This window comes from Streptomyces sp. NA02950, assembly GCF_013364155.1.
Lineage (GTDB): Bacteria > Actinomycetota > Actinomycetes > Streptomycetales > Streptomycetaceae > Streptomyces.
Genome location: NZ_CP054916.1, coordinates 7474069 through 7487844 on the forward strand (window position 1 = coordinate 7474069; position 13776 = coordinate 7487844).

The window sequence follows — 13776 nt, forward strand, 5'->3', positions numbered from 1 at the left end:
GCTGTTGCCTGCCGGGTGAGCCGAGCCGCCCGGCGGCGGATTACATGACCAGCACAAGTCACCTAGGGCCGCAACATCGGCGCCGCCTTGATAGACCGGCTGGGATCTCGCGAACGAACGGACGGGGGCCGCTCGGTCACTCGACGGGAGCGTAGTGGTCGGGGTGGTCATGCGGACCTCCGGTCATAGGACAGCGCGACGGGCTTACCACCCGGCCTCGGAGCGCAGGGGCCCGGCTGAGATCGGATGAGTCGTGTTGATACACACCGATGCAGGTGCTGGCGAGCGGAAGGCACGGGACGGGGTGAGCGAGGAGCCACACTGGGCGTTCGCTACGGCCCAAGCCGACGGTGTACGGGCGTCCGCTGTGCAGCTCTCGGACGGCCTTGCTGGCGCCTTGGTGGTCGCCGAGCCATGCCCAAACGGTGCCGAAGGCTTCGCGATCCATGTCGACGGCGATGTTCGGTGCGGTCGTCCTGAGCCAGGTGATCGCGCGGCCGGGGAACCCGGTCGTCATGCTCAGCACTACGGCGTCGGACCGATTCGGTTCCGTGTAGATCACCTGGCACCAGTAGCCACGGGGCAGCGTCATGCTGACGACCGCTCCTCGACATACACGGGGCCAGTGATGTCGGTCACCTTGGCTGTCAGCACATCAAGGACGTCTTCGGCGGCCAGTGCTAGCCGACGCACATAGCCTCGGCCTGCCGCGAGGTCGGCAGGTGGGGGCGAGACTTCGAGTTGCTGGGCTCGGCTCACGATCACCGTGAGTTCCGGAATCGGGACTCCAGCGGCACGCTGGACTGCGATGTTCAGCAACTGGCGCAGGTGGCGACGGATGCGGGGCGCCAGCTCGTGCACGTCCTCAACGGTGAGCAGGGCGGACTGCAAGCCGAAGGCCGTGTCCAGGTCGTCGTCGATTCCTTCTTCGTGGATGAACGAGTTGTGCAGGGCGGCCATGCACGTGTGAAGGGCCGTGACTGGAGTGAGCCGGGCGGGCTCTACGTCCAAGTGCCAGCGCTGGCGTTGAGGCAGCTCACCGATGCGGTCGCCCGGTAAAGCGGAGTGCGGGAGACTCTCGGGGCCGGCCGTTGGGGGGTGGGGGTGGCGTTCCATCGTGTCTGTACTCCGTGGGGCCCGGGATTTCCGGGGTCTGTTGGCCCCGAGGCGGTCTGAGGGTGGATGAGGCTTTCGGCGGTGGGCGAGGGGTGAGGAGTCCGCCGGGTGCTCGGCCGCGCGGGCTCGTCATCTGCCCCTGCTGTTCCGGGAGCGGGGGCGAGAACCCGCGAGCGCCCCGAGCGCCGAGCCAGCCCATCGCACCGGTGATCACCTTGATCAGGGACGGGGCCCACAGACATCACTCCTGCGGCTTCGCACCGCGGAAGGCCGAGAGCCGATGTCCGGCCGCCACGCATGCGCGAGCGAGGAAGCGACGGCCAGGGCGATCGGATGCGTGCGATTGCCCTTAAGCCACACCCTATTGCGCGGTCTAGCAAGTGGTGCCTGGAGGCCGTGGTCATCAGCTCACCTCCAGGGTCAGGTCGCACCAGATCGCGTCGTTGTCGCTGTTCCCCCAGGAGCCGTGTCGCTGGTTGGCGATGGACTCGACGACCCACAATCCGCGGCCGTTCTCCGCGTGAGCGTCCGGCTTGGAGACGATGGGTAGACGGCTGTTCATCCCGTCGTGCACCCGAATGTGCAAGTGGCCGTCCCGGAGGGAGAGAGTAAGGGTGATCTCGCGACCGTGGCTGTGCTGCACCGCGTTGGTGACCAGCTCGGATACGACAAGCGCGGCGTCATCCGCCAAGGAGGACAGGCCGCTTTGGTTCAGGCGAGTCCTGGTCAGGCTTCGCATCTCTCGGACCTGCAACGCGTCAATCTGTGTAAGGGGTTGGCCTGGCCTGCGCTCAGCGATCTGAAAGGTGCGACTCAACAGGTCAGCGTCGGTCATGGGAGAGCGAAGCGGTCGTTCGGCAGTCGTTGTCATCACGTCCTCTTGGGGGCACGGAGGACCGATCGGGCGGCGGATGTCGCCCTACGAGGAGTGGTCCGCTCGTTGTCAGGGCGGAGACGGGACGGGCATGGGCCAAACAGAGGCGTCGTGGTGCCGCGCATGTCCTTCCCTTCTCCGCAGCGACAACGTGATCACCGCATCTGACCGAGTGGTCAGCGCAGTGGACATGAGTGTGGGGCCAGGAGGCACCCGTGCTGATCTCTGCGGCGATATCTCTGTAGAGATAAGGAATCCCGCATATCGTGTGGACCGTCGGGAAGTTCGACCCAGGGGGCCGCGCTATGAGACCGCCGAGCCGCGTATGCGAGAGGTGTGCCACCGAGCTGAGTCAGTACAACCCCGATGCCCTGTGCGCCCTATGCGCAAAGGCGGGAACGGCGCCGGGAGTTCCCGATCGAGCTTGGCGCGACGAAGCTGTTTACCGGGCCCTGGCCGCTTGGGATTTCGGCGATGTGCTGCGCCTGGTGCGCAAGCGGTCTGGCTTATCTCAGATGGCCGTGCGTGAGCTGACGGCGCTACCTCAGTCCTTCATTTCCGGTCTAGAACGCGGTCAGAAGCAGATCGGGAGCCCTGCCACCCTTCTCGACCTTCTCAACGGCCTCGGCCTGCCCTCCGACCTGCAGCCTTTGCTGCTGACACCCCTACGCGGTGATGCGCCGAAGCCTGGTCACAGCCGATCCGCAGAGGCCGTACTGCCCTGGACGGCGGACCGTATGGTGACGTCACTTGAAGTGGCTATCGGAGGTACCGCTATGAAGCGCCGCCGCGTGCTAACCGCCCTGAGCGGAGCCGCACTCACCCAGTACGTCATGCAGTCCGCCATCGCCCCCGCGGAAGCCATGGCCGCTTCTTCCGGGACCACGACTGTCACCGACGCCCTGATCGACTCGCTTCAAGGCACCACCGACGCACTCCGTCAGGTCGACGCCACCAGCGGGAGCGGAAGCCTCGCCTACACGGCGAAGACTCACCTGCGGATGCTCCTGAACCTGCTCAAGCAAGGCTCCTATACGGAGAATCACGGGCGCCGCCTGGCTGCCGTCACCGCCGACACGGCAGCCCAGACTGGCTGGTACACCTTCGACAGCGGCGACCACGACACCGCCCAGCACTTCTTCCTCGGCGCTCTGCGCGCAGCCCACGCTTCAGGCGACTCCCGCCTGCACGCCGGCGCCCTCGGCTTCCTCGCTATCCACGGTTACTCCGTCGGCGACCCGCGCGACGCTGTCACCGCCGCTCGCACAGCGCGCCAGGCAATCACCGATCACGACGCCCCTGCCCTGAACGCCATGCTCCTCACCCGCCAGGCTCGCGGCCACGCCCGACTCCGTGAAGAGCGCTACGCCCTGGCCGCACTTGCCGAAGCCGAAGAACTCTGCGCCCGCGGCCGGGGTGCGGACGATCCTCACTGGCTGTACTGGATCAACTCGGGGGAGATCCTCGGACAGACCGGTAGCTGCTACCTCGACCTGGGCCAGCCAGCTCGTGCAGCCCAATCCTTCGCCGCGGCCCGCGACGTGCTTAGTCGGGATGAGACCCGAACCACCGCCCAGTTCCTCTCCCGAGCCGCCACCGCACAGATGCGCGCCGCCGACGCCGACGCTGGCTGCGCCACTGCTCATGACGTCCTGACCCTCGCCGAAGGCATTCAATCCGCCCGCCTTGACGACCACCTGCGCAGCATGCTCAACGAGGCGCGTTCCTACGGCGCCTCCTCACTCGCCCGGGATCTGTTGGAACGCGGGGCAAGCATCATGCGTCAGCGAGCCGCCGCATGATCCTGGTTCTCTGGGACATTGACCGCACCCTCCTCTACACCGGCGACACCGACCGGCTGGTCTATCGGGAACTTTTCGAGGAGGTAGTGGGCCGGCCTGCCGAGAGTTTGCCCGCTCGGGGAACCGGGGTGACGATGCCCCTCGCTGTCCGGGAGCTGCTGCGCGTGAATGCAGTGGAACCCGAGCTGATCGAGGAACTCGCGCAGCGCATCGTGCAGCGTATGCCCGCGCAACTAGAACGTCACCGTGACGAACTTTCTCGCACGGGGCAAGTCATGCCCAGTGCACCCGCTGCCCTTGCCGCCGTGCAACTGGAGCCCGGGCTGGTTCCCACTGTGGTCACTGGCAACCTGCGAGGCAGCGCCGAGATCAAGCTCAAGGCTCTGGGCCTGGACGAGTATCTCGACCTCAGCATCGGCGGATACGCCTCCGACGACGCCCACCGCCCTGCCCTCGTGCGCGTGGCACAGCAGCGAGCCGGCACACGCCACGCGTATACCTTCACACGGGATACGACCGTGATCATCGGCGACTCTCTCGAAGACGTCCGCACTGGACGGGAGGGAGGCGCCACCGTGGTCGGCGTCGCTTCCGGTACCGCCTCAGCCGAGAAACTCGCTGCCGCCGGCGCCTGTCACGTCGTCCCTGACCTAACCGACGTGCAACGCGTAATTCGCCTGATCAACCAATGTGCTGCCTCGGACGTTGACCAAGGCTGTCCTGAGCCACCGCAGGATGCGATGTAAGAGGAGTTCAGATGATCGAGGTGCGGCCCAGCGAGCAGATGCGCAACCTCGGCATCGTTCAGCACGCCGCCGGTCTGGTATGCGCTGGGGGAGGCGAAGATGTCGCCGAGCACAGCTGCGGTGAGCATGTCTTCTCCGACGAATCCGGCGTGCAATGACTTATGACCTGAGTCGCCTCCGGAGATCACAGCTACTTGCCCCGCGGGCAGTGGCGCGCGATGGAGACACAGCCGCTGGGTGAGATCGACGCGCACGATGTCGGAGTGGGCTTCAGAAATCCCGGAGAGCATATCTTCCACGACATTGTCCGAAGAATTGAGAATTCTCTTCATTGTTGAGACAGTTCACGGCTGATGCAACGGCAAGTAGCTGGTGGCGGCATGAGCTGCATAGCTTGGCTACACAAGACGACACCTTGGCCTCCGTCGCGGGTGGATTGGGGCACCCATACGACACCCGGCAACCGTGAAGAGCGGAACCCCGGTTTCCTCCTACGTCACATGGACTGGCGTGGAGGGCAAGCGGACTTTGCGATAGGTGACAATTGGGGGCGTAGGCTGAGCAGTTGAATCAGAGTGAGCTGCAGGAGTTTGGGGATTCCCCTGCGCGCCTGGTTGTGAAAGGGAGCTGGGCATTGAGTGGGGTGGTGCGATTTCACCCGTAGGTGTGATTCCGCTCTGGGTGAGCTTTGCGGTGTTGTGGTCGCATCCCAACCGCGAACGGTGGAGGTCTTCCATGGTGCCCGTCAGTTTCACGGCTGTACTTCTTCTACCGATTTCCCTCACGAATGCACCGATCGTATTGAGTGTGGCCCGCGCATGGGGACAGACTGGGCGCGGTCGTCACCGACGTGTCACTCGCCACCACGCGGGACGAGGGGTGCGGCGATGATTGGCGCTGCGGGAGAAGGGCAAGCCTCGGTGTGGCGGTGGAACAGCCGTAGCGGCGATGCCGCGGTGTCTGCCCGAGTAGCCCTGCGGAGCGCTTTGGCCCAGCTGGGGCTACCTGACGGAGCGGTATGTGATGTGACACGGGCGGCCTGGGAGTTGACTGCCAATGCCATGGAGCACGCGTGTGGGCCATACGAGATGCGGCTGCAACGAAAAGGCGCATCGCTCGTGTTCGAAATTGAAGACGGGGACCCACGCATCCCGGCCACTCCTCCTGCTGTCCCTTCCGGAGGGGAGTTTGAAGTAGATGGAGATGATCTCGACAGTCTGATTGCTAGTCTATCCGAGGATGGGCGGGGACTGCGTATCGTGGATCAAATTACAGGTGGCCAATGGGGGTTCCGTCCCTCAAGGTCAGGTATAAAGGCCGCCTGGATGGTGATCTCTGACCCCCCGAAAGGATGATCCTTCCACCTCGGATGCTTCTGGCGGCCGCGCGCCGCATCAGCAAGTAGCCGCTGCTGCGTGATTACCATTCATTCGGCGCCAAGTACCGCTCCTGTCCGGGCAGAGATGAACGAACCTGTAGCAGATCGAGTGACTGTCGGAGTGGTTTAGTTGACGTCTCGTTGGGAACTCCAAGCACGTGATCGCCTATAGATTCTGCTTTGGCTTTGGAGGGTGGTGAAATCGGGGAATGAATGCCAATAAGCTTACAAGATTAGCCTTGGTGCTCGTCCCGGTTGCGGGAGCGACTCTATGCGGCTGCTCAGAGATTCCATCGGACGCTAAGCCGTTGGTGAGGGGGGCGGAGTCGAGTTCATCGCATGAGAGGTCTACTCAGGGGCACAGGAGGGCACTGAGCGCGTACAGGGCTATGTGGCAGGATCTGACTGTGGCCTCGGCCAACTCCGATGCGTCCTCTCCTCTGTTGGACGACCACGCGAGAGATGGTGCCTTGGAGCTGATGAAGTACGGCTTGAAGGAGGCGCAGAGAGAAAAGGTCGTCACTAAAGGGGAGCTGTATGTCAATCCGCAGGTGGTCACGGCAACCCCTAAAGAGGTGAAACTGCGGGACTGCGTGGACGGCACAGGCTGGCTGCAGTACAAGCTGAACGGAACGCTGAAGAACGATGTTCCGGGGAGCCATTTCAAGGCGGACGCCCGTGTGCTGCGTAACGGGACTGTATGGAAGGTCTCGTATCTTTATATCCATGAGGCTGGCACGTGCTGACGGTGAGGCGTGTTGGTATTTGGACCGTCGTTTCGTTGCTTGGATCTTTGGACGTGATGGCGGTCGTGACTCCCGCGCAGGCTGACGAGGGACGAGACCTCATCGGGGGCGTCAGCTGTGCGGCTGGCGGATGCCAAGTACGGGCTGAGGCCCATGGCAAACGCACTGCGGATGCCGCGGGGGAACGTAGGGCTCCTTCCCGGCGAGGCTCCCGGGCGCATATGAAGGACGTCTCTTCTGCGCCACCGACAGTCAGGTCGGACGGCTGGGAGTACGGGCTTGGGGACGGTTTGGGGATCTTGCCGCGCTTTGACGGTGAGAAGCAGAAGAAGTCCAAGCCGAAGCGTCGGCAGAAGGTGCCGGTGGAGGTTGTCGCACGGCGAGCTGTGAAGAACTTGAAGTTGCCGAGGCCAGTCATCCGTACGAGTCCGGATGAGGATTTCGTGCAGGTGGTACGGGTTCCGACCTGGATGTGGGTAGAGCACGGCTCATGGCGGCTGGTTGCCGAGACTGTCAAGGTGCCCGGTCTGAGGGTGACTGCGACGGCTCGGCCGCGTGAGGCGGTGTGGTCGATGGGTGAGGGTGGCGTGGTGACTTGCTCTGGGCCCGGGACTGAGTACTCGGCCAGGTTGCCGCCGCAGGGAGCGTCACCGGATTGTGGCTACACCTACCGGATGTCGTCGCTGGGTGAGCCCGGTCGGACGTTCACGGTCTCGGTTCGGGTCACCTGGGATGTGGAATGGCATGGCGGGGGCCAGGCCGGGCGGGTGCCGGGGCTGGCGATAGCAGCCGAGAGGCCGCTTGTCGTTGATGAGGTTCAGGCAGTCGTCGTGCGCTGAACGCGCTGGGGACGCACCGCTCCGCGGGATGCGGGGCCTATGAGATCAGCGAGTTTTCTCTTCCTGTGGAGTGAATTGTGGGTACCTCCATGTCACCTTTGCGCCCGAGAGAGGGTGCCAGGTTGCCGGGGGCGCGTCGCCCTGATCCCGCGCAGCGGCCGACGGCGGCCGTGGGACGGCGCAGGCCGGGCTGGATTTGGGCCGGTGTGGGGACTGTGGTCGTCTCGGCGGTCGGGTTCTCGCTCGTCGCGTCGATGGCAGGCGAGCGGGAGAAGGTGCTGGTGCTGACGCGGGATGTGCCGGCGGGACATTCCCTTGAGGCGCGTGATCTGCGGCAGACTGAGGCCGCGTCGGAGACTGGGGTCGTGCCAGTGGCCGACAGCGCCGAGGTGCTGGGTCGGCGGACACGGGTGCCGCTGGTGGCTGGGTCGTTGCTGGCACCAGGGCAGTTCGGTGGTCAGCGGGCCTATCCGCCCAAGGGGCAGTCGGAAGTGGCGTTCGCGATCGAAGCGGGAAACGCTTCGCCGTATGTGACGCGTGGCGACCGGGTCGCTGTCCTCGAGGGCCCGGACGGCGCAGGTACACCGGCAAGCGATGAGGAGGAGACTGCGGCTCCCGTTGTCGGCACAGTGGCGGAGGCGAAGGCTCCTGAGTCCCCGGGCGGTGCGCGGGCGGTGACGGTCTTGATGGAGACCGGTGCGGTGCGGCGCGCTGCGGGGATCGAGCACCCCCGTGTGGTGGTGCTTCCTGCTGAAGGGCGGGAAGCACCGTGAGGCGTTTGATCACCCTGGGATCGGTCAAGGGCGCGCCCGGGGTGACGACAACTGCGCTGGCTGTGGCCGCGGCATGGCCGGAGCAGGCGGATGACCATCTGCGGCCGGTGGTGGTGGAGGCGGATGTCTCTGGCGGTGATCTGGCGGTCCGGTTCGGGTGTCCGCATACGCCTGGGTTACTCGACCTTGCCACCGCGGCGCGGAAGGAACAGCCAGGTTCTTTGCTGGCAGCGACAGCGGATCTGCCCTTCGGTGTTCGTGCGGTGGCCTCTCCAGCGGGTGGCAGGGCGTGCGCGGAGGCTGTCCGTTTGGTTGCTGAGTCCGGGCAGCGGGTGCTGTTGGGGGAAGGGTCCGAGCAGGGCACGGTCCTGCTGGATGTGGGCCGTGTGGGGGAGTGTGTAGAGGGTCTGCTGGGTGCCTCCGGTGCCGTGGTGCTGGTTTCCCGAGGTGGAGCGGATGCGCTGGCGCACGCGTATGCGCACCTGGCGGAGGCAGGCCCTCTGGTGGAGCAGTACGTGCTGGTCGTGGTCGGTCCGTGTCCTTACAGCCCGGGGGAGATCACAGCAACGCTTGGTGTGGGCCGCGTCGTCTTCCTGCCCTGGGATCCGAAGGTGGCCGATGTCCTGGCTGGGCGTTCTCGTTCGGCGTTGCGGACCAGTGGCTGGCGGACGGGGCGGTTGATGGCAGCGGCCCGTGAGGTCGCCCAGATGCTGACCGGGACCGGCGAGGTCGGAGTGAAAGGCCTTGGCGGTCATCTCGCAAGGGCGGGCGCTGTTCCATCTGCCAGCAGTTCCTTGCGTCGCGGCTTGGCGGGTCTGGCAACGAAGGAGACCGGTTCGTGAGCACGGTGACGGAGCGCTCCGACGAGCGGGAGCTGGCCGCCGCAGTGCGCGGGCGGGTCGTGGCGCGCCTGGCGCAGTATGCGAATGAACGAGAAGCTGCGGGCCTGCCGCCAGAGGCCGAGTCGCAACGTCGGGTGACAGTCCAGCGGTTGGTCGATGAGGAGCTTGGGGCGCGGGCCCGCGAGGCGCTGGTCCGTGGCGGGGGCGCCCTGGACCGCGCGGCGGAAGAACGCGTCGCGCAGGCGGTCACTGACGCGTTGCTCGGGACCGGCACGCTGGAGCGGCTGCTGGCGGATGAGGCAGTGGAGAACATCTGCGTCAACGGGTGCGACGTGGTCTGGATCCGCTCCGCAGATGGCCTCTGGCGTCAAGGGGCACCGGTAGCGGCCTCCGATGGCGAGCTGGTCGACCTGGTGCGCGCCCTGGCGGCGAGTGTGGATGGCGAAGAGCGACGTTTCGACCGAGGGATGCCCCGGCTCAACCTGCAGCTGCCGGACGGTTCACGGCTGTTCGCGGTGATGGCCGTCACCGGGCGCGTCTCATTGTCGGTACGCCGCCACCGGTTTCCGGCAGCATCGATGGACGATCTGGTGCGCCTTGGGGTGTGTGACCAGCCCATGGCCGCCTTCCTCACGGCGCTGGTGCGGGCACGGAAGAACATCATCATCGGCGGCGGCACCAATCTGGGGAAGACCACGGTGCTGCGCGCTTTCGCCTCCCAGATTCCTCTGACCGAGCGGCTGATCACCATCGAGGACACTTTCGAACTCGGACTCGGCAACGATCGGGCAGCGCACCCCAACGTGGTGGCGATGCAGGCCCGGGAGCCCAATATCGAGGGCCAGGGCGCCATCGACCAGGCGGAGCTGGTGCGCTGGGGCCTGCGCATGTCGCCCGACCGTGTCATCGTCGGCGAGATCCGCGGCAGCGAGGTCATCCCGATGTGCAACGCGATGAGCCAAGGCAACGACGGCTCACTGTCCACGATCCACTCCTCCACTTCCCGCGGGGTCTTCACCAAGCTCGCCGCCTACGCAGCTCAAGCGCCCGAGCGCCTGTCGCTTGAGGCCACCAATCTGCTTGTGGCATCCGCCGTCCACTTCGTGGTGCACCTCGGGTGGGACGCCGAGGGGAGGCGCGTGATCGACTCGGTGCGCGAGGTCGTCGACGCCGACGGAGCCCAACTGGTCTCCAACGAGGTCTACCGCCCCGGCCCTGACGGCCGCGCGGTCCCCGCCACGCCCTTGCGAACGGAGACACTTCAGGAGCTGATCGCGGCAGGCATGGACGCTCAAGCTGCGGGCTTCACCTGGTGGGGAGCTGGCCAATGACCGGCCCACGACTGGGTGAGGCGGCCACCGTCGTCGCCACGATCCTGGGTGCCGCCTTCGGCACCGGCCTCCTGCTGATCATCACCGGTGCACTACGCCGACCCGCCCGCGATACCGCCAAGGCTGGCTGGTGGCAGCGGGTATGTGGCCGCCTGCCCGCGCATTGGAACCGGCGCCGCCTCGTTGCCGCCCTGGTCGTTGGAGTGGCGGCAGGAGCGTTGACGCGGTGGCCGGTAGCGGCCGTGCTGACCACCGCGGCCCTGCTCACACTGCCTGGACTCCTGAGCCCGGACCGGGCGGCCGCTCGGCGGACGGAACGGATGGAAGCACTCGCGCTGTGGACGGAGATGCTGCGCGACACGCTCTCCGCCGCTGCCGGGCTGGAACAGGCCATCCTGTCCACCGCCGACATCGCCCCTGCCGCGGTGCAGCGCGAGCTGAGGACCTTGGTCGCCTCGATCCGCTCCGGTCAGCCCCTGCCCGCCGCGTTGCGGACCTTCGCCGACGAGGTCGATGACCCGCTCGCTGACGTGGTGGTCGCCGCCTTGGTGATGGCAGCCGAACGCCAAGCCAGCCAGCTCGCCGCACTCCTGGGGGAACTGGCCGACTCGGTGCGCGAACAGGTAGCCATGCGCCAGCGGATCGACGCAGGCCGCGCCAGCATCCGCACCGGAGTGAGAGTCACCGTAACCGTCACCCTCGGCATGGCCGTCGGCCTGACCGTCTTCAACCGGCCCTACCTGAACCCGTTCAACACCGTGGCCGGCCAGCTGGTCCTAGGCGTCGTCGGTGTCCTGTTCGCAGCCTCCTTCACCTGGCTGACCGCCATCGGCCGCCTGGAGGAGCCGGTACGCCTCCTCGACTCCACCCCTGCCAAGACCACACACGCCACGGGGAGAACACGATGATCACGATCGTGCTGGGCGCGGTATTCGGCGCCGGACTCGTGGTCACCGCCTATGGGCTGCGCCCGCCACGGCCCGCGCTCGCGGACGTGCTCGCCGCCCTCGACGCACCACCGCCGAAATCGGCGACCGGCACGAGGGAAGAGGACCCGGAGTGGGCAACGCGCCTGGGCCGTAAAGCTGTGCCGCTGGTGCGGGCTCTGGGCTTCCCCACCGTTTCCCTGCGCGCGGACCTTGCTGCGTGCGGGACGGATGTGGACAAACACCTGGCAGGTAAGGCAACCTGCGCCGCCGCCGGGCTGCTGACACCATGGGCCGCAGGCGCACTGGCACGCTTCGGCGCCGGTCTCGACATCGGCTGGTGGATGCCCCTGGCCAGCTCCCTGACCCTCGCGGTGACGTTGTTCTTCCTCCCGGACATCACCGTCCGTAAGGCAGCTGCTGAACGCCGACGCCAGATGCGGCACACACTCACACTGGTCCTGGACCTGACCGTGATCTCCCTGGCGGGCGGAGCAGGCGTACACCAGGCCCTGGCCGACGCCGTCCAAGCCCCTCAGGGGTGGGCAGCATCCAAACTCCGCCACGCCCTGCACCTCGCCCAGGTCACCCGCACCAGCCCCTGGCAGCACCTGGGCGACCTCGGACAGCACCTCGGGGTCAGCGACCTGACGGAACTCGCTGCCACCCTCAATCTGGCCGGCACCGAAGGCGCCAAAGTCCGCGCCTCCTTGACCGCGAAGGCCCGCGCCATGCGACGCCGTCGCCTGTCCGAGGCCGACGGAGCAGCCCAAGCAGCCACCGAACAGATGTCCCTGCCAGTGGTCCTCCTCTTCGCCGCCTTCCTGCTCCTCATCGGCTACCCAGCCCTCGCACACGTCCTCGCCGTCACCTGACCACCACCCCCCAAAAAAAGCGCTGCCGCTACGCATTACGGAGAACGATCTCGATGCTCCACCCGCACCTGAAGGCCTTCGCTGCCGCCCTGCGCCACCACGCTGGCCTCGTACGCCGCCACGCCCGCCGGGACGCGGGCTACACCACCGAAACCATCATCGTCACCGCACTCCTGGCCATCCTTACCATCACGGTGATCGGCATCATCACCGCCAAGGTCCTCGCCAAGGCCAACTCCATCGACCTGGGATAACCGGTGCACCACCTGCTGCGCACACCGCGACCAGGCCACGACGACCGCGGCGCCGCCACCACCCAGCTGGTCCTGACCGTCCCCGCCCTCCTGATACTCGCCCTGCTGATCGTCCAATTCGCTCTGGCCTGGCACGCCCGGCACCTCGCCCACTACACGGCCGAACGCGCCCTGGCCGCCGCCCGGGTCCAGCACGGCACCGCAGCACAAGGCCAAGCCCGGGGCTTACGCAGCCTGGCCCAACTCGGAAGCCGCGTCCTCACCTCCCCCTCTGTGACGGTCCGCCGCACCCCCACCCAGGCCACCGTGCGGGTGCACGGCACTGCCTCCGGCGCGGTCGAGCGGATCACCACCCCCGCCGGAGGACCGTCGTGAGCAACACACCGCGCCACGCCGGAACGACAGTGGACCGTGGCTCGGCAGCAGTCGAACTCGTCCTGGTCACACCCCTGCTCCTGCTCATTCTGATGACCGTTGTCGCGCTGGGACGCCTGACCGACGCCCGGCTCGTCGTGGCGGACACAGTCCACCAGGCAGCCCGCGCAGCCTCCCTCGCCCGCACCCAAGGCCAAGCCCTCACCACCGCACGACGCACCGCGCACGCCTCCCTTGACCACGCTGGCACCGCATGCTCACAGCCCAAGGTCACCCTCACCACCAGCGGTCTCCAGCCGGGCAGCACTGTGACCGCATACATCAGCTGCACCGTCACGCTGACCGACCTCACCCGCATCCGCATGCCGGGCCGGATCACCCTCCACCAAACCGCCCACTCCCCGGTGGATGTGCATCGGAGCACCCGGTGAAACGACCAGCACACATCCAACGCCTCCGCGAGCAGGCGGCGAACAACCAGGACCGCGGGCAGGTCACCGCTTTCGTGGTCGGCATCGTGGCAGCACTGTGGCTGTTCGCCGGGATCGTCGTCGACGGCGGACTGGCCCTGGCCGGCAAGGTACGCGCCCTGGATGTCGCGCAGGAGGCCGCCCGCACCGGAGCCCAGCAACTCGACATCGGCCGACTGCGCAGCACCGAAGACATTCGACTCCTCAAAGGCAAAGCGGCCCACGCCGCCACCGCCTACGTCACCGCCACAGGAGACACCGCCAAGACGACGGTGCGTGGCCAGGAGGTCACCGTCCAGGTCACCCACCATCAGCCCGCCCAGATCCTGCAACTGATCGGCGTACGCGCCCTGACTGTCACCGCCCACGCCACCGTGCGCGCCGAACGCACCAACCCGTAGCGCACCAGCGAAGCAGAAGAGGGGCGAA

18 protein-coding genes are annotated in these 13776 nt (G+C 66.6%); 14 read left to right on the forward strand and 4 right to left on the reverse strand.

Annotated features, from left to right (window positions below; genetic code table 11):
* Positions 1-136 precede the first annotated feature (136 nt).
* From HUT19_RS32850 to HUT19_RS32860, 3 genes are all read right to left on the reverse strand, one after another.
* Positions 137-592: a hypothetical protein gene (locus HUT19_RS32850; RefSeq protein WP_176183929.1), complete on the reverse strand. Its 456-nt coding sequence runs from the start codon at positions 590-592 to the stop codon at positions 137-139.
* Complete coding sequence (locus HUT19_RS32855) at positions 589-960, reverse strand: DUF6415 family natural product biosynthesis protein (RefSeq protein WP_176183930.1); 372 nt, start codon at positions 958-960, stop codon at positions 589-591. Before HUT19_RS32855 ends, HUT19_RS32850 begins: the two co-directional genes overlap by 4 nt.
* A 559-nt stretch (positions 961-1519) precedes the next feature.
* Positions 1520-1855, reverse strand: coding sequence for an ATP-binding protein (locus HUT19_RS32860; protein WP_176183931.1), 336 nt, complete (start codon positions 1853-1855; stop codon positions 1520-1522).
* 611 nt (positions 1856-2466) lie between these two features.
* Here HUT19_RS32860 and HUT19_RS32865 point away from each other — a divergent pair.
* Both HUT19_RS32865 and HUT19_RS32870 read left to right on the forward strand, forming a co-directional pair.
* Complete coding sequence (locus tag HUT19_RS32865; RefSeq protein ID WP_368661719.1) at positions 2467-3792, forward strand: helix-turn-helix domain-containing protein; 1326 nt, start codon at positions 2467-2469, stop codon at positions 3790-3792.
* Positions 3789-4538, forward strand: coding sequence for an HAD family hydrolase (locus HUT19_RS32870; protein ID WP_176183933.1), 750 nt, complete (start codon positions 3789-3791; stop codon positions 4536-4538). The genes HUT19_RS32865 and HUT19_RS32870 overlap by 4 nt, the downstream gene beginning before the upstream one ends.
* Here HUT19_RS32870 and HUT19_RS32875 read toward each other — a convergent pair.
* Positions 4427-4870: a dihydroxyacetone kinase subunit DhaK gene (locus HUT19_RS32875; RefSeq protein WP_176183934.1), complete on the reverse strand. Its 444-nt coding sequence runs from the start codon at positions 4868-4870 to the stop codon at positions 4427-4429. The genes HUT19_RS32870 and HUT19_RS32875 overlap by 112 nt on opposite strands.
* A 555-nt stretch (positions 4871-5425) precedes the next feature.
* On the opposite strand from HUT19_RS32875, the gene HUT19_RS32880 reads away from it, so the two are divergent.
* The 12 genes from HUT19_RS32880 to HUT19_RS32930 all read left to right on the forward strand — a co-directional run bounded on the left by HUT19_RS32880 (position 5426) and on the right by HUT19_RS32930 (position 13748).
* Complete coding sequence (locus HUT19_RS32880; protein WP_176183935.1) at positions 5426-5893, forward strand: ATP-binding protein; 468 nt, start codon at positions 5426-5428, stop codon at positions 5891-5893.
* A gap of 430 nt (positions 5894-6323) precedes the next feature.
* A complete protein-coding gene (locus HUT19_RS32885) occupies positions 6324-6662 on the forward strand; it encodes a hypothetical protein (RefSeq protein ID WP_254885904.1) in 339 nt (112 codons plus the stop codon).
* Between the two features lie 221 nt (positions 6663-6883).
* Positions 6884-7501: a hypothetical protein gene (locus HUT19_RS32890; RefSeq protein ID WP_254885905.1), complete on the forward strand. Its 618-nt coding sequence runs from the start codon at positions 6884-6886 to the stop codon at positions 7499-7501.
* Between the two features lie 206 nt (positions 7502-7707).
* Positions 7708-8274 carry an SAF domain-containing protein gene (locus tag HUT19_RS32895; protein WP_368661720.1) on the forward strand — a complete coding sequence of 189 codons (567 nt, stop codon included), beginning with the start codon at positions 7708-7710 and terminating at the stop codon, positions 8272-8274.
* Positions 8271-9116, forward strand: a complete 846-nt coding sequence (locus tag HUT19_RS32900; RefSeq protein ID WP_176183937.1) for a hypothetical protein — start codon at positions 8271-8273, stop codon at positions 9114-9116. The genes HUT19_RS32895 and HUT19_RS32900 overlap by 4 nt, the downstream gene beginning before the upstream one ends.
* Positions 9113-10447 (forward strand): CpaF family protein, encoded by a 1335-nt coding sequence (locus HUT19_RS32905; RefSeq protein WP_254885906.1) that lies wholly within the window; start codon positions 9113-9115, stop codon positions 10445-10447. Before HUT19_RS32900 ends, HUT19_RS32905 begins: the two co-directional genes overlap by 4 nt.
* Positions 10444-11355, forward strand: a complete 912-nt coding sequence (locus HUT19_RS32910) for a type II secretion system F family protein (RefSeq protein ID WP_176183938.1) — start codon at positions 10444-10446, stop codon at positions 11353-11355. Before HUT19_RS32905 ends, HUT19_RS32910 begins: the two co-directional genes overlap by 4 nt.
* Positions 11352-12248, forward strand: coding sequence for a type II secretion system F family protein (locus HUT19_RS32915; protein WP_176183939.1), 897 nt, complete (start codon positions 11352-11354; stop codon positions 12246-12248). The genes HUT19_RS32910 and HUT19_RS32915 overlap by 4 nt, the downstream gene beginning before the upstream one ends.
* A gap of 53 nt (positions 12249-12301) precedes the next feature.
* Positions 12302-12502, forward strand: a complete 201-nt coding sequence (locus tag HUT19_RS32920; RefSeq protein ID WP_176183940.1) for a hypothetical protein — start codon at positions 12302-12304, stop codon at positions 12500-12502.
* Between the two features lie 3 nt (positions 12503-12505).
* On the forward strand, positions 12506-12877 hold the full coding sequence (locus HUT19_RS32925) for a TadE/TadG family type IV pilus assembly protein (RefSeq protein ID WP_176183941.1): 372 nt from the start codon (positions 12506-12508) through the stop codon (positions 12875-12877).
* The gene (locus tag HUT19_RS43405; RefSeq protein ID WP_254885907.1) at positions 12874-13308 is read left to right on the forward strand and encodes a TadE/TadG family type IV pilus assembly protein; all 435 of its coding nucleotides are present in this window, start codon (positions 12874-12876) and stop codon (positions 13306-13308) included. Before HUT19_RS32925 ends, HUT19_RS43405 begins: the two co-directional genes overlap by 4 nt.
* Positions 13305-13748, forward strand: coding sequence for a pilus assembly protein TadG-related protein (locus HUT19_RS32930; RefSeq protein WP_254885908.1), 444 nt, complete (start codon positions 13305-13307; stop codon positions 13746-13748). The genes HUT19_RS43405 and HUT19_RS32930 overlap by 4 nt, the downstream gene beginning before the upstream one ends.
* The last annotated feature ends 28 nt before the right edge of the window (positions 13749-13776 follow it).